This window comes from Novosphingobium sp. GW835-FHT14H07 (genome assembly GCF_058793515.1).
In genome coordinates this window covers 77,684-96,779 of the sequence record NZ_JBXAFX010000008.1, presented here as the reverse complement: position 1 = coordinate 96,779, position 19,096 = coordinate 77,684, and the positions used below count along the sequence as shown (strand labels likewise).

The 19,096-nt window shown below is 63.6% G+C and carries 22 protein-coding genes; 16 read left to right on the top strand and 6 right to left on the bottom strand.

Annotated elements, in window-relative coordinates; genetic code table 11:
* Positions 1-22: 22 nt before the first annotated feature.
* The 5 genes from AC1Q5P_RS09635 to AC1Q5P_RS09615 form a co-directional block, all read right to left on the bottom strand.
* Positions 23-571 (bottom strand): YkgJ family cysteine cluster protein, encoded by a 549-nt coding sequence (locus AC1Q5P_RS09635; RefSeq protein WP_039331376.1) that lies wholly within the window; start codon positions 569-571, stop codon positions 23-25.
* A gap of 114 nt (positions 572-685) precedes the next feature.
* Positions 686-1,249 carry a YkgJ family cysteine cluster protein gene (locus tag AC1Q5P_RS09630; RefSeq protein ID WP_039331374.1) on the bottom strand — a complete coding sequence of 188 codons (564 nt, stop codon included), beginning with the start codon at positions 1,247-1,249 and terminating at the stop codon, positions 686-688.
* A 115-nt stretch (positions 1,250-1,364) separates the two neighbouring features.
* On the bottom strand, positions 1,365-1,907 hold the full coding sequence (locus tag AC1Q5P_RS09625) for a YkgJ family cysteine cluster protein (protein WP_492518801.1): 543 nt from the start codon (positions 1,905-1,907) through the stop codon (positions 1,365-1,367).
* 73 nt (positions 1,908-1,980) lie between these two features.
* A complete protein-coding gene (locus tag AC1Q5P_RS09620; protein ID WP_039331372.1) occupies positions 1,981-3,291 on the bottom strand; it encodes an ammonium transporter in 1,311 nt (436 codons plus the stop codon).
* A 150-nt stretch (positions 3,292-3,441) separates the two neighbouring features.
* Complete coding sequence (locus tag AC1Q5P_RS09615) at positions 3,442-4,461, bottom strand: 2-hydroxyacid dehydrogenase (protein WP_062342093.1); 1,020 nt, start codon at positions 4,459-4,461, stop codon at positions 3,442-3,444.
* Between the two features lie 115 nt (positions 4,462-4,576).
* Between AC1Q5P_RS09615 and AC1Q5P_RS09610 the strand changes: the two genes are divergently transcribed.
* Positions 4,577-5,065, top strand: coding sequence for an SH3 domain-containing protein (locus AC1Q5P_RS09610; protein ID WP_039331370.1), 489 nt, complete (start codon positions 4,577-4,579; stop codon positions 5,063-5,065).
* Between the two features lie 205 nt (positions 5,066-5,270).
* Here the strand turns inward: AC1Q5P_RS09610 and AC1Q5P_RS09605 are convergent, their stop codons facing one another.
* Positions 5,271-6,467: an acetyl-CoA C-acyltransferase gene (locus AC1Q5P_RS09605; RefSeq protein ID WP_193828077.1), complete on the bottom strand. Its 1,197-nt coding sequence runs from the start codon at positions 6,465-6,467 to the stop codon at positions 5,271-5,273.
* Between the two features lie 127 nt (positions 6,468-6,594).
* Between AC1Q5P_RS09605 and AC1Q5P_RS09600 the strand changes: the two genes are divergently transcribed.
* The 15 genes from AC1Q5P_RS09600 to nuoK all read left to right on the top strand — a co-directional run bounded on the left by AC1Q5P_RS09600 (position 6,595) and on the right by nuoK (position 19,092).
* The gene (locus AC1Q5P_RS09600) at positions 6,595-7,380 is read left to right on the top strand and encodes a prepilin peptidase (protein ID WP_492518800.1); all 786 of its coding nucleotides are present in this window, start codon (positions 6,595-6,597) and stop codon (positions 7,378-7,380) included.
* 24 nt (positions 7,381-7,404) lie between these two features.
* The gene (locus AC1Q5P_RS09595; RefSeq protein ID WP_492518799.1) at positions 7,405-8,838 is read left to right on the top strand and encodes a coniferyl aldehyde dehydrogenase; all 1,434 of its coding nucleotides are present in this window, start codon (positions 7,405-7,407) and stop codon (positions 8,836-8,838) included.
* 161 nt (positions 8,839-8,999) lie between these two features.
* Positions 9,000-9,374, top strand: coding sequence for an NADH-quinone oxidoreductase subunit A (locus AC1Q5P_RS09590; RefSeq protein WP_039331365.1), 375 nt, complete (start codon positions 9,000-9,002; stop codon positions 9,372-9,374).
* Positions 9,371-9,925 carry a NuoB/complex I 20 kDa subunit family protein gene (locus AC1Q5P_RS09585; RefSeq protein WP_039331362.1) on the top strand — a complete coding sequence of 185 codons (555 nt, stop codon included), beginning with the start codon at positions 9,371-9,373 and terminating at the stop codon, positions 9,923-9,925. Before AC1Q5P_RS09590 ends, AC1Q5P_RS09585 begins: the two co-directional genes overlap by 4 nt.
* Before the next feature lie 13 nt (positions 9,926-9,938).
* Entirely contained in the window at positions 9,939-10,916 is a 978-nt protein-coding gene (locus AC1Q5P_RS09580) for an NADH-quinone oxidoreductase subunit C (RefSeq protein WP_492518798.1), read from the top strand.
* On the top strand, positions 10,913-12,124 hold the full coding sequence (locus AC1Q5P_RS09575; RefSeq protein ID WP_492518797.1) for an NADH-quinone oxidoreductase subunit D: 1,212 nt from the start codon (positions 10,913-10,915) through the stop codon (positions 12,122-12,124). The genes AC1Q5P_RS09580 and AC1Q5P_RS09575 overlap by 4 nt, the downstream gene beginning before the upstream one ends.
* Complete coding sequence (locus tag AC1Q5P_RS09570; RefSeq protein ID WP_196274640.1) at positions 12,121-12,471, top strand: nuclear transport factor 2 family protein; 351 nt, start codon at positions 12,121-12,123, stop codon at positions 12,469-12,471. Before AC1Q5P_RS09575 ends, AC1Q5P_RS09570 begins: the two co-directional genes overlap by 4 nt.
* Complete coding sequence (locus AC1Q5P_RS09565) at positions 12,468-12,665, top strand: hypothetical protein (RefSeq protein WP_062342107.1); 198 nt, start codon at positions 12,468-12,470, stop codon at positions 12,663-12,665. The genes AC1Q5P_RS09570 and AC1Q5P_RS09565 overlap by 4 nt, the downstream gene beginning before the upstream one ends.
* The gene (locus AC1Q5P_RS09560; protein ID WP_492518796.1) at positions 12,658-13,326 is read left to right on the top strand and encodes a complex I 24 kDa subunit family protein; all 669 of its coding nucleotides are present in this window, start codon (positions 12,658-12,660) and stop codon (positions 13,324-13,326) included. The genes AC1Q5P_RS09565 and AC1Q5P_RS09560 overlap by 8 nt, the downstream gene beginning before the upstream one ends.
* Position 13,327: 1 nt before the next feature.
* On the top strand, positions 13,328-14,626 hold the full coding sequence (gene nuoF, locus AC1Q5P_RS09555) for an NADH-quinone oxidoreductase subunit NuoF (RefSeq protein ID WP_492518795.1): 1,299 nt from the start codon (positions 13,328-13,330) through the stop codon (positions 14,624-14,626).
* Positions 14,626-16,635 carry an NADH-quinone oxidoreductase subunit NuoG gene (gene nuoG / locus AC1Q5P_RS09550; RefSeq protein ID WP_492476466.1) on the top strand — a complete coding sequence of 670 codons (2,010 nt, stop codon included), beginning with the start codon at positions 14,626-14,628 and terminating at the stop codon, positions 16,633-16,635. The genes nuoF and nuoG overlap by 1 nt, the downstream gene beginning before the upstream one ends.
* Entirely contained in the window at positions 16,632-17,675 is a 1,044-nt protein-coding gene (gene nuoH, locus AC1Q5P_RS09545; RefSeq protein WP_039331349.1) for an NADH-quinone oxidoreductase subunit NuoH, read from the top strand. The genes nuoG and nuoH overlap by 4 nt, the downstream gene beginning before the upstream one ends.
* Positions 17,672-18,157 carry an NADH-quinone oxidoreductase subunit NuoI gene (gene nuoI / locus AC1Q5P_RS09540; RefSeq protein ID WP_039331348.1) on the top strand — a complete coding sequence of 162 codons (486 nt, stop codon included), beginning with the start codon at positions 17,672-17,674 and terminating at the stop codon, positions 18,155-18,157. The genes nuoH and nuoI overlap by 4 nt, the downstream gene beginning before the upstream one ends.
* Before the next feature lie 12 nt (positions 18,158-18,169).
* The gene (locus AC1Q5P_RS09535) at positions 18,170-18,787 is read left to right on the top strand and encodes an NADH-quinone oxidoreductase subunit J (protein ID WP_039331347.1); all 618 of its coding nucleotides are present in this window, start codon (positions 18,170-18,172) and stop codon (positions 18,785-18,787) included.
* The gene (nuoK, locus tag AC1Q5P_RS09530) at positions 18,787-19,092 is read left to right on the top strand and encodes an NADH-quinone oxidoreductase subunit NuoK (protein WP_011445933.1); all 306 of its coding nucleotides are present in this window, start codon (positions 18,787-18,789) and stop codon (positions 19,090-19,092) included. Before AC1Q5P_RS09535 ends, nuoK begins: the two co-directional genes overlap by 1 nt.
* Positions 19,093-19,096: the final 4 nt, after the last annotated feature.

The window sequence follows — 19,096 nt, the reverse complement described above, 5'->3', positions numbered from 1 at the left end:
CTTTGCCGGCGCGACGCTCCGTTCAGGCCGGAATGCTGGATCTACGTTCGGCTGGCAGGTGACCCTTGTCTGGCTTGCGGAATTCGAGATCCAGAAAGCGTTCGAGCACGAACATCTTGACCGCAAAGCGGGCTTCCATCGGCGAAAGATCGGGCTTCTTTGCGGCAATGCGCGTGAAATGATGCCGCGCTTCGACTATCGGCATGCCTGCAGGCAGCGTAGCTTTGACCTCGGTGACGAGTTGGCGAGCAGCGGCGATCTTTTCCATGGCCTGTTCCTCGGTCAATTCTCCTGCGCGCGTCCTTTGTTGGACCCTGCAGAAGAATTTTGAACAGACCGATGGGCGCCATTGTTCATAGCGGGCGCAACAGGCGCCATCGAGATAACGGCAGGCAAATACGAAAGTGGGATGGCCTTGCGCGTTGCGCGATGTCGTCAGACCGATGCTTTCGACATCGCGGACTTCGTCTTCGCGGATCTTGGCATCTTCGTAGAGCGTGCCGTCACAACACAGGCCGCATGCCAGGCAAAGCCTGCTTTCCAGCGTGAGATCAGGTGCGGGTGCCGACATCCCGGCTATCATACATTTGACAGCGGCGTGCCGCCATTTGTCGGAAGGCAAGCATGGCGGGGAAATTAGTCACCAAGCCCGGATAACTTTAGGCAAGGCCGCGACCGAGGTTCGCTATGCTGCGCCGGTGTCTTGCCGGGAGGGTGCCGGTTGTGCCGCACTGCGCAGATGAGCACGCTTCGCTCCTCTGAACGCGCTATCGAGGAAGCGTTCCAGCACGAACATCTTGACGACGAAGGTGGCTTCATCGGGCGCGATATCCGGGCGCTTCGCTGCGAGATCCTTGAAGAGCCTGCGCGCCTGCGAGATTGGCACCCCCGGTGGCAGCAAGGCCTTGATTTCCTCAGTCATCTGCCGGGCGCGGGCAATGATGCTGAAAGCTTCATCCTCGGCCAGCTCTTGCTTGCCCACGCGCTTCTGGACCTCGCAGAAGTAATCGCCACAGACCGAGGGCCTCCAATCCCGGTATCGGGTGCAGGCCGCACCATCGAGATAGTGGCAGCCAAGCAGAAATGCCGGCTCGTCATTGGTCGTGCGAATGGTCTGCAGGCCGATCCCTGCCGTGTCCTCGACCTCTTCTTCCTCGATGTGGGCAAAGCCGAACACCGTACCATCGCAGCACAGGCCGCAGGCCAGGCAAAGCCTGCTTGCCGTGGAAAGGTCGTCAGCATCGGGCATGGACGCGATGATACTGACGGCAGCGCAGGCTCGCTACTTATCGAAGGTCATGGAATCACAGAAAATTCTACAGGGTGCCGATCATAACTAAAGGAAGGTGGTGTAGGGTGGCGGGTTACGCGGCCTCCTGTCCGGAAGGCTTATGACGGAACATCGCCTTGCGGGGATCGCGAAAATAGCGGTCCAGAAGGAGGTCGAACGCGGTCAGCTTGAGCACGAAAGCCGTTTCTGATGCGGTGCGCTCGGCGCTGGCGGCGATCTGTCCGCGGCGTTCACGTGCAGCGTTGAGCGTCTCGCCTGCGATCAGGAATGGCTGCAACTGTTCGCGCGCCCTCAACATTTCGTCCACGCGTCGGAACGCCTCGGCACTCTCGATCTCGTCGGCGCGCAAGGCTTTCAGCGTCTTGCAACGGAACTTCCGGCAGGTTTCGGGGCGGATCGTATAGATCTGGCAGCTCTGGCAGACCGAATGCGGACAAGGCTGGAAGAAGATTGCATCGGTTTCGCGCGATTGCATCGCGAAACGATCGCCAAGCGCCTGCTCCTCGTCGCGGCTGACTTCGACGTACGTGAAAATCGTGCCGTCGCAGCAGGCTGCGCAGCCTGTGCACAGATCCTGTTCAAGGAGGGACGGGACTTCGGCCTCGGTTGCGGTCATGGCGACAGACTATGGCCGGGCTTTGGCCGCTGCAAGGCGCGACTTGGGCAAGCCACGCCTTGCCAGCGACCGATCAATCGAATTCCCAGGCGCGTTCGCCATGGCTGGTGATGTCGAGCCCCTCGCGCTCCTCGTCTTCGCTGACGCGCATGGGGATGACCATCGAAACCATGAGCGAACAGACGACGGTTGCTATGCCGCTCCATATCGCCACGATCCCGACGCCGGCAACCTGGGCGACGACCTGACGGCCGAGTGTCATGCCCTCGGCAAAGCCGGTGCCGCCGAAGGAAGGCGAGATGAACACCGCCAGCAGCAGGGACCCGATCATTCCGCCAACGCCGTGCACGGCGAAGACATCGAGCGAATCGTCGATCTCGAGCCGCTGCTTGACCAGCTGGATCATGGGATAGCAGACAGCCGCAGCCACCACGCCGAACAGCATGGACGAACCGGGGGCAATGAACCCGGCGGCAGGCGTCACGGTGGCGAGGCCGGCGATGGCGCCGGTGGCAAAGCCGACAGAGGTGGCCTTGCCGACGCTGAGCTTTTCGATGCCGATCCAGACCAGCGCCGCGACGCAGGCTGCGAGATGCGTGTTGATGATGGCCGAGGCGGCATCGTCATTGGCGGCGAGGGCCGAGCCCCCGTTGAAGCCGAACCAGCCGACCCAGAGGAGGGCGGCCCCCGCCATGGTGAGGGCAGGGCTGTGCGGCAGCATCAGCGTCTTGGGGAACCCGGAGCGCTTGCCCAGCAGCATCGCGACGACCAGCGCCGATACGCCGGCAGTGGTGTGGACCACGATCCCGCCCGCGAAATCGAGCGTGCCGAAGCGGCTTGCCAGCCAGCCGCCGCCCCAGACCCAGTGTGCGACCGGTGCATAGACCAGCAGGCTCCACAGTGCGGAGAAGGCGACGACCCAGCCGAAGCGCGCGCGATCGACCCAGGCACCGACCATCAGCGCGGGCGTGATGAGTGCGAAGCACATCTGGAACAGGGCGAAGGCACTTTCGGGAATGGCCGTATTGGCGCGGACGTTGCCGAGGTTCAGGAGCATCCAGGCGTTGCCAGCGCCGAGCCATCCGCCCGAGACGTCGCCGAAGGCCAGAGTATAGCCGACCATCACCCAAAGCACAGACGCGACGGCCGCGATTGCACCCACTTGCACGAGCACGGCAAGGAAGCCCTTGGCGCGGACGAGACCTCCGTAGAACAGTGTAAGCCCCGGCATCGCCATCATCAGCACGAAGGCCGAGGAAACCAGAATCCAGGCGGTGTCGCCGGTATCGGCAACGTCTTCGACGCTGACAGCGCCTTGGGCATGGGCCAATGCGGGCAGCAGGATTGCTCCTGCAGCGCAGGCCATCGCCAGTAGTTTACGCATGCGTGACTCTCCCCCTCGCGCAGCGGTGCTGCACCAGATCCTCTCCGCGCGGGGCTTTAGAGCAACATTGCGGCAGCGCACAAGCGCGCCAGCAACCGTTTGTTGTGCGAAACGCGACGAACGGTTCCAGTTTCGGACAATTGCCAATCGTCAGACGAGACCCTCGAGCACCTGGTCTGGCGGGCGATGACCATCTGCCCAGAAGCGGATGTTGGCGATGACCTTGTCACCCGAAGCGATGCGGCCCTCGAATGTGGCGCTGCCCATGTGTGGCAGGATTGCGACGTTGTGGTGGGCCAGGAGACGCGCATCGACCTGCGGTTCGTGTTCGAACACGTCCAGGCCGGCACCACCGATGCGGCCATCGACCAACGCTGCGATGAGGGCCTCCTCCTCGATCAGCTGGCCCCTTGCCGTGTTCACGATGTAGGCGTGCGGCTTCATCAGGCTGATGCGTCGCGCGTCGATCATGTGATGCGTTTCGGGCGTTGCCGGGCAGTGCAGCGTCAGAATGTCCGCCTCGGCGACCAGTCTGTCGAGGTCGGGCTCGAAACTTGCGCCGAACATCGTCTCGAGCGCTTCGGGCAGACGGTGGCGGCTGTTGTAGAGGACATTGAGGCCGAAGGCCCGGGCGCGATGCGCCACGGCCTGGCCTATGCGCCCCATGCCGATGATGCCCAGCGTCTTTCCGGCGAGCCGGTGGCCAAGCATGGTGGAAGGAGCCCAGCCTTCCCACTTGCCGGCGCGCAGCGTGCGGCCACCATAGTTCAAGCGGCGGGCGACCGAGATGATCAGGGCGATCGTCATGTCCGCGGTGTCGTCGGTAAATACGCCGGGCGTGTTCGTGACGATGATCTTGCGCGCTCGGGCGGCGGCAAGGTCGATATGTTCGGTGCCCGCACCGAAGTTGGCGATCAGGCCGAGCTGCGGACCCGCTTCGGCGATCATTGCCGCGTCGATGCGATCCGTTACGGTGGGGACGAGGACATGGGCCGATTGCATCGCCGCGACAAGCTGGTGGCGCGACATGGCGCGGTCTTCGGCATTCAGGGATACGTCGAAAAGTTCGTTCATCCGCGCTTCCGTTTCCGGGAGCAGGCGGCGGGTGACGGCGACGCGCGGGGTGCCATCGACGCGGCGGGTCGGGCGATAGTCGGCGGAACTCGGCATGGATGCAAAGCTAGGCCCGGGGTGGGGCAGCGGTCAAGCATGGTGACGGCCCGCCATCGTGGACAGAGCACGCTGTGGTGTTGCTCTTGCCGGTCATTTTTGCGACGGCTGGTACATGATCAATCGCTACAGTCGTGCCCCTGCTGCCGTTATCGCATCAGTCGCCTGCGCCCTGCTTGCGCCGACGGCTCTTGCGCAGGACGCAGAAGACGGCGTGCCGTATTGGGTATCGACCCGCAAGGACACCGCGAACATGCGCGTGGGACCGGGTCGGGAATATCGGATCAACTGGACCTACACGCGCAAGGGCGTCCCCATGAAAGTGCTGCGCGTGATGGGGGGCTGGCGCCTGGTCGAAGATCCCGATGGCGCGCGCGGCTGGATGCTCGCGCAATTCCTGAGCAGGGACCAGACCGGAATCGTCAAGGGCGCCATCACCGGCCTGCGCGAGAACAAGGACGGATCCGGGCGTCTGCTCTGGCGCGTGGCCCCGGGGGTCATGGGCAAGATCGGCGACTGCAAGGCTGGCTGGTGCAGCTTCGACGTTGACGGTCGCAAAGGCTATATCAAGGCGACCGCCGTGTGGGGCGCGGGAAAGCCCTGACGCTGCCTTGTTCCTGATGCGAAAAGACCCCGGCCTTGCGGTCGGGGTCTTTCGTTGTTCTAGGCTGGACCAAAAACCGCCATTTCGGCGTCGGCTCGTCGCGCAATATTCCCGATATTGCGCTTCCTCGCCTCCTTGAACTGGCGGTTTTTGCCTCCAGCCGTGGCGCTGTGGAATTTGTCCACGCCGCCTAGGCTCTTGCCGATCAGACGAGTTCGATGGCCAGGGCCGTTGCCTCACCACCGCCGATGCAGAGGCTGGCGACACCCTTGGTCTTGCCATGCTTCCTGAGGGCGGCGATCAGCGTGGTGACGATGCGGGTGCCCGACGCACCGATGGGATGGCCGAGCGCCGTTGCGCCGCCATGGACGTTGATCTTTTCGTGCGGGATGCCGAGGTCGTGCATCGCGAACATGGCAACGCAGGCGAAGGCTTCGTTGACTTCGAACAGGTCGACATCGGCGATCGACCATCCGGCCTTGTCGAGAACCTTCTGGATCGCACCGACGGGGGCGGTGGTGAAGTCCTTGGGTTCCTGGGCGTGGGCGGCAAGCGCGACGACCTTTGCGACCGGGGCGAGGCCCGCTGCCTTGGCAGTGCTTTCACGGGCCAGCACGACAGCGGCGGCACCGTCTGAAATCGACGAGGACGTGGCTGCGGTGATCGTGCCGTCCTTGGCAAAGGCAGGCTTCAGCGACGGAATCTTGTCCGGGCGGCCCTTGCCGGGTGCCTCGTCGGTGTCGACAGTGACTTCGCCGGCGCGCGTCTTGACGGTGACGGGGGCGATCTCGTCCTTGAAGGTGCCATCGGCAACAGCAGTCTGGGCGCGGCGCAGCGATTCGACGGTGTAGGTGTCCTGCTGTTCGCGGGTCAGCTGATAGGCGTTGGCGGTGTCCTGCGCGAAAGTGCCCATGGCGCGGCCGGCTTCATAGGCATCTTCGAGGCCATCGAGGAACATGTGGTCGTAGGCGGTGTCATGGCCGATGCGCGCGCCCGAGCGGTGCTTCTTGAGCAGGTACGGCGCGTTGGTCATCGATTCCATCCCGCCGGCAACAACGACATCGACACTGCCCGAGGCGAGGGCTTCGGCGCCCATGATGATCGTCTGCATGCCCGAGCCGCAAACCTTGTTGACCGTGGTCGCCTGAACCGACTTGGGCAGGCCAGCCTTGATAGCCGCCTGGCGAGCAGGGGCCTGACCGAGGCCTGCAGGAAGCACGCAGCCCATGTAAATGCGGTCGATGCCATCGGGCGATACGCCTGCGCGCTCGACCGCGGCCTTGACTGCGGTGGCGCCGAGATCTGTGGCAGAAACATCTGCCAAGGCTCCCTGCATCGCGCCCATGGGGGTGCGGGCATAGGACAGGATGACGACGGGATCGGCTGACGAGAACTGTGCCATGTCTTGACTGACCTTTGCATTTGGCCCTTGTGTCTGGGCGCTGATGCGCGGGCTTGTGTGCTCCCGCGTTCATCCGCGTACATAGTGCTGCACTGCAGCGAACGCAAATGGGGCATTGGTCGAACAGATGCTGGGTCCTGCATTTTCGAGCCTGCCTGCAGGCGTTCCGCTGGTCGGTTCGGCCATTCTGGGCGCAATTGTCGGGAGTTTTCTAGGCGCTGCTCTGGAGCGTTTGCCCTCGGGACGTTCGGTCGTGACCGGTCGGTCCGCCTGCGACGGGTGCGGCAAGGCTCTGACGGTGGTCGAACTGGTGCCTGTTCTGTCGTGGATGATGCAAAGGGGGAAGTGCCGCTCCTGCGGTGCGCGCATCGGCGGATGGCAGCTTGCCTGCGAACTGGGCGGCGCCGCCATTGGCGTGGCATCTCTGTTGCTGGCGCGTGAAGGCCTGGCGCTCGCCGCCATGCTGCTGGGGTGGCAGTTGCTGCTGCTGGCGTTGCTCGATCTGCGACACTTGTGGTTGCCGCGGTTGCTTGTGGGCTGGCTGGCCGCAAGCGGGCTGCTTGTGTCAATCGCCCGCGCCAGAGTGATCGATGACACAGGAGTGATCGGTATAGCCGTTGCCGGGGGCGTGGTGGGTTATGCTCTGCTGTGGCTGATCGCGAGGTTCTATCTCAAGGCTCGCGGGCGCGAGGGGATGGGCTCGGGCGATCCTCCGCTGCTCGGCGCGATCGGGCTCTGGCTGGGGCCGCTGGGTGTCGTCGAGACGATGCTTGGTGCAAGCATCATCGGCATTGCAGCGGCTATTGTCATGCTTGTCAGCAAGCGTAAGATCGACGCTGACACGGCACTGCCGCTGGGGACCTGCCTTGCCGCTACGGCATGGCTGCTCTTCCTTTTGCAGGGGCCGGGCTGAAAGCGATTCGGGGAGCGGGGCGACATGTTCAAGGAAACGGCGCGCGACGAAATGATGACTGCGCTAGGCAAGCAGCGCGAGGCCTTTATGGCAGCCCGGCCCGAGCCTCTGGCGACGCGCAACGACCGTCTGGAGCGCTGCGCCAGGATGCTGCTGGCGCATGGCGAGGATTTCGCCAGAGCGATGAGCGCCGACTTCGGCCACCGCAGCCACGAGCAGTCGATGCTGACCGATATCATGCCCTCGATCAGCCTGATCCGCTATTCGCAGAAGCGGATGAAGGCATGGAGCAAGCCGGAGAAGCGCCACGTCAACTTCCCGCTGAACCTGCTCGGGGCGCGGGCCGAGGTGCGGTACGAGCCCAAGGGCGTGATCGGCATCGTCGCGCCGTGGAACTTCCCGGTCGGGTTGACGATGGGGCCGCTGGCGCAGGCCTTTGCGGCAGGGAACCGGGCGATGCTGAAGCCCAGCGAGTTTACCGAGCGGACCTCGGAACTGATGGCCGATCTGTTCCCCAAGTTCTTCGGTGAAGAGGAGGTGGCCGTCATTCTGGGCGGGCCTCAGACGGGCCAGGACTTCTGCTCGCTGCCGTTCGATCACCTCCTGTTCACCGGGGCGACCTCGATCGGCAAACACGTGCTTCACGCGGCGGCGGACAATCTGGTGCCGGTGACGCTGGAACTGGGCGGCAAGTCGCCCACCATTCTCGGACGCAGCGCCGATGTTGCCAAGGCGGCGGAGCGGATCGCGCTGGGCAAGATGATGAACGCAGGCCAGATCTGCCTGGCGCCGGATTACATGCTGGTGCCCGAGGAACTCGAGCACAAGGCCATCGGGGCGGTGCAGGCGAGCGTGGCGCAGATGTATCCGACGCTGCTGGCGAACGACGACTACACTTCTGTGATCAACCGGCGTCACCGTGACCGGCTGGCGGGGCTGGTCGATGATGCCGTGGCAAAGGGCGCCGAGGCGATTGTCGTAAATCCGGGCAACGAGAACTTCGAAGGGTCGAACGGCAACAAGCTGCCCCTGACGATCCTGCGCAACGTCAGTGACGACATGAAGGTCATGCAGGACGAGATCTTCGGGCCGGTCCTGCCGGTGAAGACCTATTCGCGGATCGATGAAGCCATCGATTACGTCAATGCCCACGACCGGCCGCTGGGGCTCTATTACTTTGGCGAGGATCGGGCCGAGCGTGAGTCAGTGCTCAGCCGGACGATCTCGGGCGGGGTGACCGTCAATGATGTTATTTTTCATGTCTCGGCCGACGACTTGCCGTTCGGCGGAGTGGGGCCTTCCGGCATGGGGAGCTATCATGGCGTGGAAGGCTTCCGTTCGTTCAGCCATGCCCGCGCCGTCTTCAGCCAACCGAAGATCGACCTCGCCAGGATCGCGGGCCTCAAGCCGCCATATGGTGCCGCCACGGCGCGCACGCTGAAGATGCAGCTGAAGTAAGCAAGGCATACGAATGGCAGGGCGGCGGCCGTACGTCGCCCAATCACGCTGCACTGGGAAAAGGGCAGGCAATTCCGCCCTTAGTGCAATGCACCCCACTTGCGTACAGGCGCGGTCGGGACTAGGGCGCAGGCGAACCTGCAGCTTCGCGAGTCAGCCCTTTGGTCGATCTGTCTCAATACCTGCCGATCCTGATCTTTCTCGGGATCGCCTTGGCGCTTTCTTCCGCATTCGTGTTCCTGCCAATGGGCGTGTCGCGCCTGACCGGCGCACACAATCCCACCGCGGAAAAGCTCAGCGAGTATGAATGCGGCTTCCCCGCGTTCGAAGACCCGCGCAGCCAGTTCGACGTGCGGTTCTATCTCGTCGCGATCCTGTTCATCATCTTCGATCTCGAAGCCGCGTTCCTGTTTCCCTGGGCGGTCAGCCTGAAGGAAACCGGTTGGGCCGGGTGGACGACCATGATGGTCTTCCTCGGCGAACTGGTGATCGGCTTCATCTATGCCTGGAAGAAGGGCGCGCTGGACTGGGAATGAGCAACATGGCCACTAACCCGCTCGTTACTGCCAATGCCGGTGCCGTTACGGCGCCGGACCAGGCGTTTTTCGACAGCCTCAATGCCGAGGTGAACGACAAGGGCTTCCTCGTCACCAGCACCGAAGAATTGTTCCAGTGGGCCCGCACCGGCTCGCTGTGGTGGATGACCTTCGGCCTTGCCTGCTGCGCGGTCGAGATGATCCACGTCAACATGCCCCGCTATGACATGGAACGCTTTGGCGTTGCCCCGCGCGCCTCGCCGCGCCAGTCGGACGTGATGATCGTGGCCGGCACGCTGTGCAACAAGATGGCCCCGGCACTGCGCAAGGTCTACGACCAGATGTCGGACCCCAAGTACGTGATCTCGATGGGTTCGTGCGCCAATGGCGGTGGTTACTATCACTACAGCTATTCGGTGGTACGCGGCTGTGATCGCATCGTGCCCGTGGACATCTACGTACCCGGCTGCCCGCCGACTGCCGAGGCGCTGCTCTATGGCGTGATGCAGTTGCAGCGGAAGATCCGCCGCGCCGGCACGATCGAGCGCTGAGGAGCAAGGAACAATGACCGTTCTCCACTCCGCGCCGCGCTGGTCCTCGAACGAGGGCGTGAAGGATACGCTGGTGGCCGCGCTCGGCGCGATGCTGGTTTCGGCAGACGAGGAGCATGGCGAAATCCTGCTCACCGTCGCGCGTGACAGCGTCGAGGATGCCCTGCGCCGCTTGCGTGACGATCACGAATACCAGCAGCTGATGGACATCGCGGGCGTCGACTATCCGCAGCGGGCCGAGCGCTTCGACGTCTGCTACTGCCTGCTCTCGGTGACGAAGAACCATCGCGTGATCGTCAAGGTCTCGACCGACGAGGCGACGCCGGTGCCGACCGTGACGACGCTGTGGCCGAACGCCGGCTGGTACGAGCGCGAAGTCTACGACATGTTCGGCGTGCTGTTCTCAGGCAATTCGGACCTGCGCCGCATCCTGACAGACTATGGCTTCCAGGGGCACCCGTTCCGCAAGGACTTCCCGCTGACCGGCTACGTCGAGCTGCGCTATTCGGAAGAAGACAAGCGCGTGGTCTATGAGCCGGTGCAGCTGGCACAGGACCTGCGCCAGTTCGATTTCATGAGCCCGTGGGAAGGTGCCGACTACGTGCTGCCGGGCGATGAGAAGGCGGCAACGCCGCCGCCGGCGCCCGCTCCGGTGGCGACCAAGCCCGACACCAAGGGTGATCCCAAGGCCGACGTGCCCAAGACGACTGACAGCAAGGCCGATACCGGTGCTGGCGAGAAGGCCAATGCCGAAGCGGCCAAGCCGGTTTCGAACTCCAAGGCCACTGGCGGCACTGTCGCCGGGCAGGGGCAGGGTGAGCCGGTTGCGGTGAAGACCGAAATCGACGCTCCCGATGCGCCAGAGCCGACCGAGGCTCGCCCGGCGAAGAAGCCGAGCGCCAAGAAGACCGCCGACACCGAGGGCGCGACCGAAGCGGCTGACAAGCCCAAGCGGACGCGCGCGAAGAAGACCGATGGAGAAGGCGCATGAGCCTGAGCCTCGAACAGTCGCCGACCACCGGCGACGAGGTCATTTCCAACTACACGATCAACTTCGGGCCGCAGCACCCGGCGGCGCACGGCGTTCTGCGCATGGTGATGGAGCTTGACGGCGAGATCATCGAGCGGATCGATCCGCACGTCGGCCTGCTGCATCGCGGCACCGAGAAGCTGATCGAGCACAAGACCTACCTGCAGGCGCTGCCCTACTTCGACCGGCTCGACTACTGTTCGCCGCTCGGCATGGAGCACTCCTATGTGCTCGCGGTTGAGAAGCTGCTGAACATCGAGGTGCCGCTGCGGGCGCAGTACCTGCGCGTGCTGTTTGCCGAGCTGACCCGCATCTGCAACCACATGCTCAACCTCGGCAGCCACGTCATGGACGTCGGCGCGATGACGCCGAACCTGTGGCTGTTCGAAATCCGCGAGGACTGTCTCAACTTCTTCGAACGGGCTTCCGGCGCACGCATGCACTCGGCATGGTTCCGCCCCGGCGGCGTCCATCAGGACGTGCCGCTCAAGCTGCTGACCGACATGGCGGACTGGATCGACGAGCGCCTGTTCCCGCTGTTCGAGGACGCGATGAGCCTCGTCGTCGACAACCGCATCTTCAAGCAGCGCAACGTCGACATTGCCGTTGTCTCCAAGGAAGACGCGCTGCGGTGGGGCTTCTCCGGCCCGATGATCCGTGGTTCGGGCATTCCGTGGGACCTGCGCAAGAGCCAGCCCTACGACGTCTATGACCGCATGGAGTTTGACATCCCCGTCGGCACCAGCGGTGACTGCTATGACCGCTTCATGGTCCGCGTCGAGGAAGTGCGCCAGTCGGCCCGCATCATGCGTCAGTGCATCGCACAGATGCCGGAAGGCCCGATTGCCAGCACCGACCGCAAGGTGGTGCCACCCAAGCGCGCCGAGATGAAGCAGTCGATGGAAGCGCTGATCCATCACTTCAAGCTCTACACCGAAGGCTTCCACGTCCCGGCGGGCGAAGTCTACGTGGCGACCGAAAGCCCCAAGGGCGAATTCGGCGTCTATCTGGTCTCGGACGGCTCGAACAAGCCCTACCGCTGCAAGATCCGCCCGACGGCGTTCAGCCACCTCCAGGCAATGGACTTCATGTGCAAGGGCCACATGCTGCCCGACGCCACTGCCATTCTCGGCGCGATCGACGTGGTGTTCGGGGAGTGTGACCGGTGAGCAATCTCGAGACAGCCAAGGCGATGATCGCCGCCTACAACGCGCAGGACGTGGATACCTACGTCTCGTACATGACCGACGATGCCTGCGAGGCGAACTATCGCGGGGATGTGGTGCGTGAGGGCAAGGAGGGCACGCGCTCCGGCCTTGCCGCCGCGTTTGCGCGCTGGCCGCAGAACCATGCCGAAATCGTCGAGGCCCAAGCCATCGGCAACTACGTGCTGATGCGCGAGCATGTGACGCGCGGGCCCGCCACCGATGGTTCGGCACTGGTCGAGCCGTTCGACGTGATCGCAGTCTATTCTTTCGAGGGCGACAAGTGCTCTCGGGTGGAGTTTATCCGGTGAAGTCCACGTTTGACCTCATGCGCCTCTGGGCCATGCTGACGGGCCTCGCGCTCGCCGCGTGGTACTTCGGCGAATTGTACCTCGGCGCACAGGCGACCGAGACGCTGCCGATGCTGATCGCCGCGATCGGCGGGTTCGAGCTGTTCCACTATGCGCAGGACATCCTGATCAAGCGGGGGCGGAGCAATGGCTGATCGCTATATCGAACCGGACAGCCCCGAACTGCGCGCCCGCTGGGGCGACTTCGCGTGGACTTCCGAGAATGCCGAGAAGGCCAAGCAGATCGTCGCGCGCTATCCGGCGGGGCGCCAGCGCTCGGCGGTGATGCCGCTGCTCGATCTGGCACAGCGCCAGGTGGGAGCGGAGCTGAACACGCAAGGCTGGCTGCCGATCCCGGTGATGGAATACGTGGCCAAGTATCTCGACATGCCGGTGATCCGCGTGGTCGAGGTGGCGACGTTCTACACCATGTACAACATCGCCCCGATCGGGCGTTTCCACGTGCAGGTCTGCGGCACCACGCCCTGCATGCTGCGCGGGTCGGACGATGTTATGGCCGCCTGCAAGGGCAAGGGCCTGAAGAAGGGCCACACCACCTCAGACGGCATGTTCACGCTGACCGAAGTCGAGTGCATGGGCAACTGCGCGTCGGCTCCGATGGTCCAGATCAACGACGACAACTACGAAGACCTGACCGCCGCCGACATGGAGCGCATCCTTGACGAGCTGGCCGCGGGCAAGCAGCCGAAGACCGGCACGCAGCTGCCGGGCCGTCATACGGTGGAACCGGCAGGTGCCTTGAGCAACCTGACGGCGATGGTCGATGCCAACCACGACTATCGAGGGGAGTGGTAAGATGGCCCTTCAGGACAAGGACCGCATCTTCACCAACGTCTACGGTTTCCAGCCGTGGAACCTTGCCGCTGCGAGGGCGCGCGGGGACTGGGACAATACCAAGGCCCTGATGGAGCGCGGGCAGGACGCGATCATCGAGGAAATCAAGGCCTCGGGCCTGCGCGGTCGTGGCGGTGCGGGCTTCCCGACCGGCATGAAGTGGTCGTTCATGCCCAAGGAGAGCAAGGACGGCCGTCCGAGCTTCCTGGTTATCAACGCCGACGAGTCCGAGCCGGGTTCGTGCAAGGACCGCGAGATCATCCGCCACGATCCGCACAAACTGATCGAAGGCGCGCTGATCGCGGGCTATGCGATGCGTGCGCGCGCCGCCTACATCTACATTCGCGGCGAATATATCCGCGAGGCCGAGACGCTGTTCGCCGCCGTGCAGGAGGCTTATGACGCCGGCCTGATCGGCAAGAACGCCAGTGGTTCGGGCTACGATTTCGACGTCTTCGTCCATCGCGGTGCGGGCGCCTACATCTGCGGCGAAGAAACCGCGATGATCGAGAGCCTCGAAGGCAAGAAGGGCCAGCCCCGCCTCAAGCCGCCGTTCCCGGCAGGCGCGGGCCTTTATGGCTGCCCGACCACGGTCAACAACGTGGAATCGATCGCGGTTGCGCCGACGATCTTGCGTCGCGGCGCTTCGTGGTTCTCCTCGTTCGGGCGCGAGAACAACAAGGGCACCAAGCTCTTCCAGATCAGCGGCCACGTGAACCGGCCCTGCGTGGTCGAGGAAGAGATGAGCATCCCGTTCAGCGAGCTGATCGAGAAGCACTGCGGCGGCATCCGTGGCGGCAAGGACAACCTCCTCGCCGTGATCCCCGGCGGCTCATCGGTTCCGCTGGTTCCGGCGGCCGAAATCTGGGACGCGCCGATGGACTTTGATGGTCTGCGCGCGCTGGGTTCGGGCCTTGGCACCGCCGCCGTCATCGTCATGGACAAGTCCACCGACATCGTCCGCGCGATCAGCCGCCTGTCGTACTTTTACAAGCACGAAAGCTGCGGCCAGTGCACACCCTGCCGCGAAGGAACGGGGTGGATGTGGCGCGTGATGGAACGCCTGCGCACCGGCGATGCGGATGTCGAGGAAATCGACATGCTGTTCAACGTGACCAAGCAGGTCGAAGGCCACACCATCTGCGCCCTGGGTGACGCGGCCGCCTGGCCGATCCAGGGCCTGATCCGCCACTTCCGCCCTGAGATCGAGCGCCGGATTGCCGAGAACGCTCGGCCAGAACTGTCAGAGGCAGCAGAATAATGCCTAAAGTCAAAGTCGACGGCGTAGAGCTCGAAGTCCCGGCAGGCGCTACTGTCCTGCAGGCGTGCGAGCTGGCCGGCAAGGAAATCCCGCGCTTCTGCTATCACGAGCGGCTGAGCATTGCCGGCAATTGCCGCATGTGCCTGGTCGAAGTGAAGCCCGGACCGCCAAAGCCGCAGGCGTCCTGCGCGCTGCCCGCCACGGAAGGCCAAGAAATCCGCACGGATTCCGAGATGGTCAAGAAGGCGCGGGAAGGGGTGATGGAATTTCTCCTGATCAACCACCCGCTCGATTGCCCGATCTGCGATCAGGGTGGCGAGTGCGATCTGCAGGACCAGTCGGTCGCCTATGGTCGTGGTGCCTCGCGCTATCACGAGAACAAGCGCGCGGTGACCGAGAAGTACATGGGCCCGCTCATCAAGACGACGATGACGCGCTGCATCCACTGCACCCGCTGCGTGCGCTTCAGTGAAGAAGTGGCGGGCGTGGACGAGATCGGCGCGCTCTATCGCGGCGAGACGATGCAGATTTCCACCTATCTGGAAAAGGCTGCGGCGCACGAGCTTTCCGCCAACGTGATCGACCTCTGTCCGGTCGGTGCTCTGACGAGCCGCCCCTATGCGTTCGAAGCGCGTCCCTGGGAGCTGAAGAAGACGCTGTCCATCGACGTTTCGGACGCGCTGGGCTCTAACATCCGGCTCGACAGCCGTGGCCGCGAAGTGCTGCGCATCCTGCCGCGCGTCAACGACGACGTGAATGAGGAATGGCTGTCCGACCGTGGCCGCTACATGGTCGACGGACTGACCCGCCGCCGTCTCGACAAGCCATGGCTGCGCCGTGATGGCAAGCTGGTCGCGGCGACCTGGGCAGAAGCGTTCGAGGCTGTTGCAAAGATCAATCCGGGCTCGTCGGTGGCGGTGATCGCGGGCGATCTGGTTGATTGCGAGACGATGTTTGCGGCCAAGAAGTTGGCAGGGGCCTTGGGTTCCACGCTGCTTGAAGGCCGTCAGACCGGCCTTGCCTATGACACGTCGAACCTTGCGGCAGTGAACTTCAACTCAGGCCTCGCTGGCATCGAGGATGCGGACGCGGTGCTGATCGTGGGTTCGATGATCCGCGACGAGGCGCCGCTGCTCAACACCCGCCTGCGCAAGGCGGTGAAGAAGGGCGCGAAGGTGTTCGTGGTCGGTCCGCAGTGGGACCCGACCTATCCGGCGACGTTCCTGGGTGATGATCTGGCGGTGCTGGGCAACCTGCCAGCCGAAGTCAGCGATGCCTTCGGTGCCGCGCAGAAGCCCGCGATCATCATTGGCGGCGCGGCTCTGGGCAAGGGCGCGCTTGGTGCTGGTCTGGCATTTGCCGAACAGTTCAATCTGGTGCGTGAGGGCTGGAACGGCTTCAACGTCGTGCACATGGCAGCAAGCCGCATGGGTGGCTTGATGCTCGGCTACGCGCAGACGGGCGGCCTTGCCGATCTGGTTGCGGCCAAGCCGAAGATGGTCATCTCGCTGGGTGCGGATGAGGTGGACTTTACAAAGTTTGCCGACAGCATGATCGTGCATATCGGCCATCATGGTGACAAGGCGGCGCACGCTGCCGATGTGATCCTGCCTGCCGCCGCGTTCAGCGAGAAGGACGGCACTTACGTCAACACCGAAGGCCGTGTGCAGTATGCCGAAAAGGCCGTGTTCGCGCCGGGCGATGCCCGCGAGGACTGGACGATCCTGCGGGCCATGGCCGACGCGCTTGGCGTTTCGGTAGGCTTCGACAGCTTCGAGCAGCTTCGCGCCGCGATGGTGGCCGAAGTTCCGGCGCTGGGCTTGGAAGGTCTGGCTGATTACGGTGCTCTGCCCTCGGCTCCCGCTGGTGCCAGGGCTGAGGGTGTGATCGCGGGTTACCCGATCAAGGATCGCTACCTGACCAACGCCATCGCCCGTTCCAGCCCGACGCTGCAGCGCTGTTCGGCGGAACTGCTCCACGGGACAAGCTTCGCGGAGGCCGCGGAATGACCGAGTTCTTCATGGGTCTTGGCCTCTCGTACGAGTGGGCCTGGGGCATTGCCACCATCTGCGGGATCCTGCTGATCGCGTTTCCGCTGATGCTCGGCGTTGCCATGATCATCTATGCCGACCGCAAGATCTGGGCGGCGATGGCGCTGCGCAAGGGGCCGAACGTGGTCGGGCCGCTCGGCCTGCTGCAGTCGTTCGCCGACGGCCTGAAGGTGTTCCTGCAGGAAACCATCATTCCTTCGGCGGCGAACAAGGGCCTGTTCCTGATCGCGCCGATCATCACCTTCACCGTCGCGCTGATGGCTTGGGCTGTGATCCCCTTCAATTCTGGCGCGGTGCTGGCCAACATCAACGTCGGCCTGCTCTACGTGCTCGCGATTTCGTCGCTGGGCGTTTACGGCGTAGTGATCGCGGGCTGGTCGTCGAATTCTAAGTACCCGTTCTTCTCGGCGATGCGCGCCTCGGCGCAGATGATCTCCTACGAAGTCTCGATCGGCTTCATCCTGATCTGCGTGGTGCTGTGGGCGGGGACGTTCAACCTGAACGACATCGTCAAGGCGCAGCAAAGCCACGTGTGGATCATCAACGGCTTCGTCGCGAACCCGCTGCTGTTCCCGATGTGGGTGATGTTCCTGATCTCGGGCATGGCCGAAACCGCACGCGCGCCGTTCGACCTGACCGAGGCGGAATCGGAACTCGTCGCCGGTTACCAGACCGAATACTCGTCGATGGCCTTCGCGCTCTACTGGCTCGGCGAATATGCCAACGTGCTGCTGATGTGCGCGCTGAACGCCGTGCTGTTCTGGGGCGGATACCTGCCGCCCCTCGACATTCCGGTGCTTTACCTCGTGCCCGGCTTTGTGTGGCTCCTGCTCAAGATCCTGTTCTTCTTCTTCATCTTCAGCTGGGTGAAGGCGACCGTCCCGCGCTATCGCTATGACCAGCTGATGCGCCTGGGCTGGAAGATCTTCCTGCCCGTATCGCTGCTGTTCGTGTTCCTCGTCAGCGGCTACCTCATGGCTACCGGACACTTCGCATGACCGTCGGACAGCTCATCAAGAGCTTCACCCTTTGGGAGTTCGTGAAGGCGCACTGGCTGACCTTGAAGTATTTCTTCAAGCCCAAGGCGACGATCAACTACCCGTTCGAGAAGAACCCGCTTTCCCCGCGCTTCCGTGGTGAACATGCCCTGCGCCGTTATCCCAACGGCGAGGAGCGCTGCATCGCGTGCAAGCTGTGCGAGGCGGTGTGCCCGGCGCAGGCGATCACGATCGAAGCCGAACCGCGCGAGGACGGCAGCCGCCGCACCACGCGTTACGACATCGACATGACGAAGTGCATCTTCTGCGGCTTCTGCCAGGAAGCCTGCCCGGTCGATGCCATCGTCGAGGGGCCGAACTTCGAATACGCGACGGAAACGCGCGAGGAGCTGCTCTACGACAAGGCCAAGCTGCTCGCGAACGGGGACAAGTGGGAGCGGGCGATAGCCGCGAACCTTGAAGCCGATGCGCCGTATCGCTAGGGGGCCGCGCTGATGATCCAGGTATTCGCCTTCTATCTCTTCGCCACGCTCTGCATCTTCAGCGGTGCGGTGACGATTCTTGCGCGCAATCCGGTGCATTCGGTGCTCTGGCTGATCCTCGCGTTCTTCAATGCCGCCGGCCTGATGGTGCTGGTGGGCGCCGAGTTCATCGCGATGCTGCTGGTCATCGTCTATGTCGGTGCGGTTGCGGTGCTGTTCCTGTTCGTCGTGATGATGCTCGACATCGACTTTGCCGAACTGCGCGCCGGATTCATCAAGAACTTCCCGCTCGGGCTGGCGCTGGCCGTCGTGCTTTTCGTCGAGCTGTTCGTCGGCCTCATCGTGCGCGGTGCAGGGTCGGTTGCGCTGGGCAAGGCCGATGGCTCGGCCGCGCCGCTGGCCGAAGCCTCGAACATCGAGGCCATCGGTGCACTGCTCTACAGCCGTTACCTGTTCCTGTTCGAAGCGGCGGGTATCGTCCTGCTGGTTGCGATGATCGGCGCGATCGTGCTGACGCATCGCCAGCGCACCGACACGCGTGGCCAGAACGTCTCGAAGCAGAACGCACGTCGCCCGGAAGAGGCGACCGTCAATCTCCAGCCGGAAGTGGGCAAGGGGGTCCAGATCTGATGATCGGCATCGAACACTACCTCGTCGTCAGCTCGATCCTGTTCGTGCTGGGCGTGCTTGGCATCTTCCTCAACCGGAAGAATGTCATCATCATCCTGATGGCGATCGAACTGATCCTGCTTTCGGTGAACCTCAACCTCGTCGCGTTCAGCGCGTTCCTGCACGACCTTGTCGGCCAGGTCTTCGCGATGTTCGTGCTGACGGTGGCCGCGGGCGAGGCAGCAATCGGGCTTGCCATTCTCGTCATCTACTTCCGTGGCCGCGGCACCATTGCCGTCGACGATGTCAACCGGATGAAGGGCTGAACCA

What these genes read in the sequence shown, in the direction of transcription:
- AC1Q5P_RS09635 (WP_039331376.1), bottom strand. Translation starts at nt 571, where the DNA reads ATGTCGGCACCCGCACCTGATCTCACGCTGGAAAGCAGGCTTTGCCTG.
- AC1Q5P_RS09630 (WP_039331374.1), bottom strand. Translation starts at nt 1,249, where the DNA reads ATGCCCGATGCTGACGACCTTTCCACGGCAAGCAGGCTTTGCCTGGCC.
- AC1Q5P_RS09625 (WP_492518801.1), bottom strand. Translation starts at nt 1,907, where the DNA reads ATGACCGCAACCGAGGCCGAAGTCCCGTCCCTCCTTGAACAGGATCTG.
- AC1Q5P_RS09620 (WP_039331372.1), bottom strand. Translation starts at nt 3,291, where the DNA reads ATGCGTAAACTACTGGCGATGGCCTGCGCTGCAGGAGCAATCCTGCTG.
- AC1Q5P_RS09615 (WP_062342093.1), bottom strand. Translation starts at nt 4,461, where the DNA reads ATGCCGAGTTCCGCCGACTATCGCCCGACCCGCCGCGTCGATGGCACC.
- AC1Q5P_RS09610 (WP_039331370.1), top strand. Translation starts at nt 4,577, where the DNA reads ATGATCAATCGCTACAGTCGTGCCCCTGCTGCCGTTATCGCATCAGTC.
- AC1Q5P_RS09605 (WP_193828077.1), bottom strand. Translation starts at nt 6,467, where the DNA reads ATGGCACAGTTCTCGTCAGCCGATCCCGTCGTCATCCTGTCCTATGCC.
- AC1Q5P_RS09600 (WP_492518800.1), top strand. Translation starts at nt 6,595, where the DNA reads ATGCTGGGTCCTGCATTTTCGAGCCTGCCTGCAGGCGTTCCGCTGGTC.
- AC1Q5P_RS09595 (WP_492518799.1), top strand. Translation starts at nt 7,405, where the DNA reads ATGTTCAAGGAAACGGCGCGCGACGAAATGATGACTGCGCTAGGCAAG.
- AC1Q5P_RS09585 (WP_039331362.1), top strand. Translation starts at nt 9,371, where the DNA reads ATGAGCAACATGGCCACTAACCCGCTCGTTACTGCCAATGCCGGTGCC.
- AC1Q5P_RS09580 (WP_492518798.1), top strand. Translation starts at nt 9,939, where the DNA reads ATGACCGTTCTCCACTCCGCGCCGCGCTGGTCCTCGAACGAGGGCGTG.
- AC1Q5P_RS09575 (WP_492518797.1), top strand. Translation starts at nt 10,913, where the DNA reads ATGAGCCTGAGCCTCGAACAGTCGCCGACCACCGGCGACGAGGTCATT.
- AC1Q5P_RS09560 (WP_492518796.1), top strand. Translation starts at nt 12,658, where the DNA reads ATGGCTGATCGCTATATCGAACCGGACAGCCCCGAACTGCGCGCCCGC.
- nuoF (WP_492518795.1), top strand. Translation starts at nt 13,328, where the DNA reads ATGGCCCTTCAGGACAAGGACCGCATCTTCACCAACGTCTACGGTTTC.
- nuoG (WP_492476466.1), top strand. Translation starts at nt 14,626, where the DNA reads ATGCCTAAAGTCAAAGTCGACGGCGTAGAGCTCGAAGTCCCGGCAGGC.
- nuoH (WP_039331349.1), top strand. Translation starts at nt 16,632, where the DNA reads ATGACCGAGTTCTTCATGGGTCTTGGCCTCTCGTACGAGTGGGCCTGG.
- nuoI (WP_039331348.1), top strand. Translation starts at nt 17,672, where the DNA reads ATGACCGTCGGACAGCTCATCAAGAGCTTCACCCTTTGGGAGTTCGTG.
- AC1Q5P_RS09535 (WP_039331347.1), top strand. Translation starts at nt 18,170, where the DNA reads ATGATCCAGGTATTCGCCTTCTATCTCTTCGCCACGCTCTGCATCTTC.
- nuoK (WP_011445933.1), top strand. Translation starts at nt 18,787, where the DNA reads ATGATCGGCATCGAACACTACCTCGTCGTCAGCTCGATCCTGTTCGTG.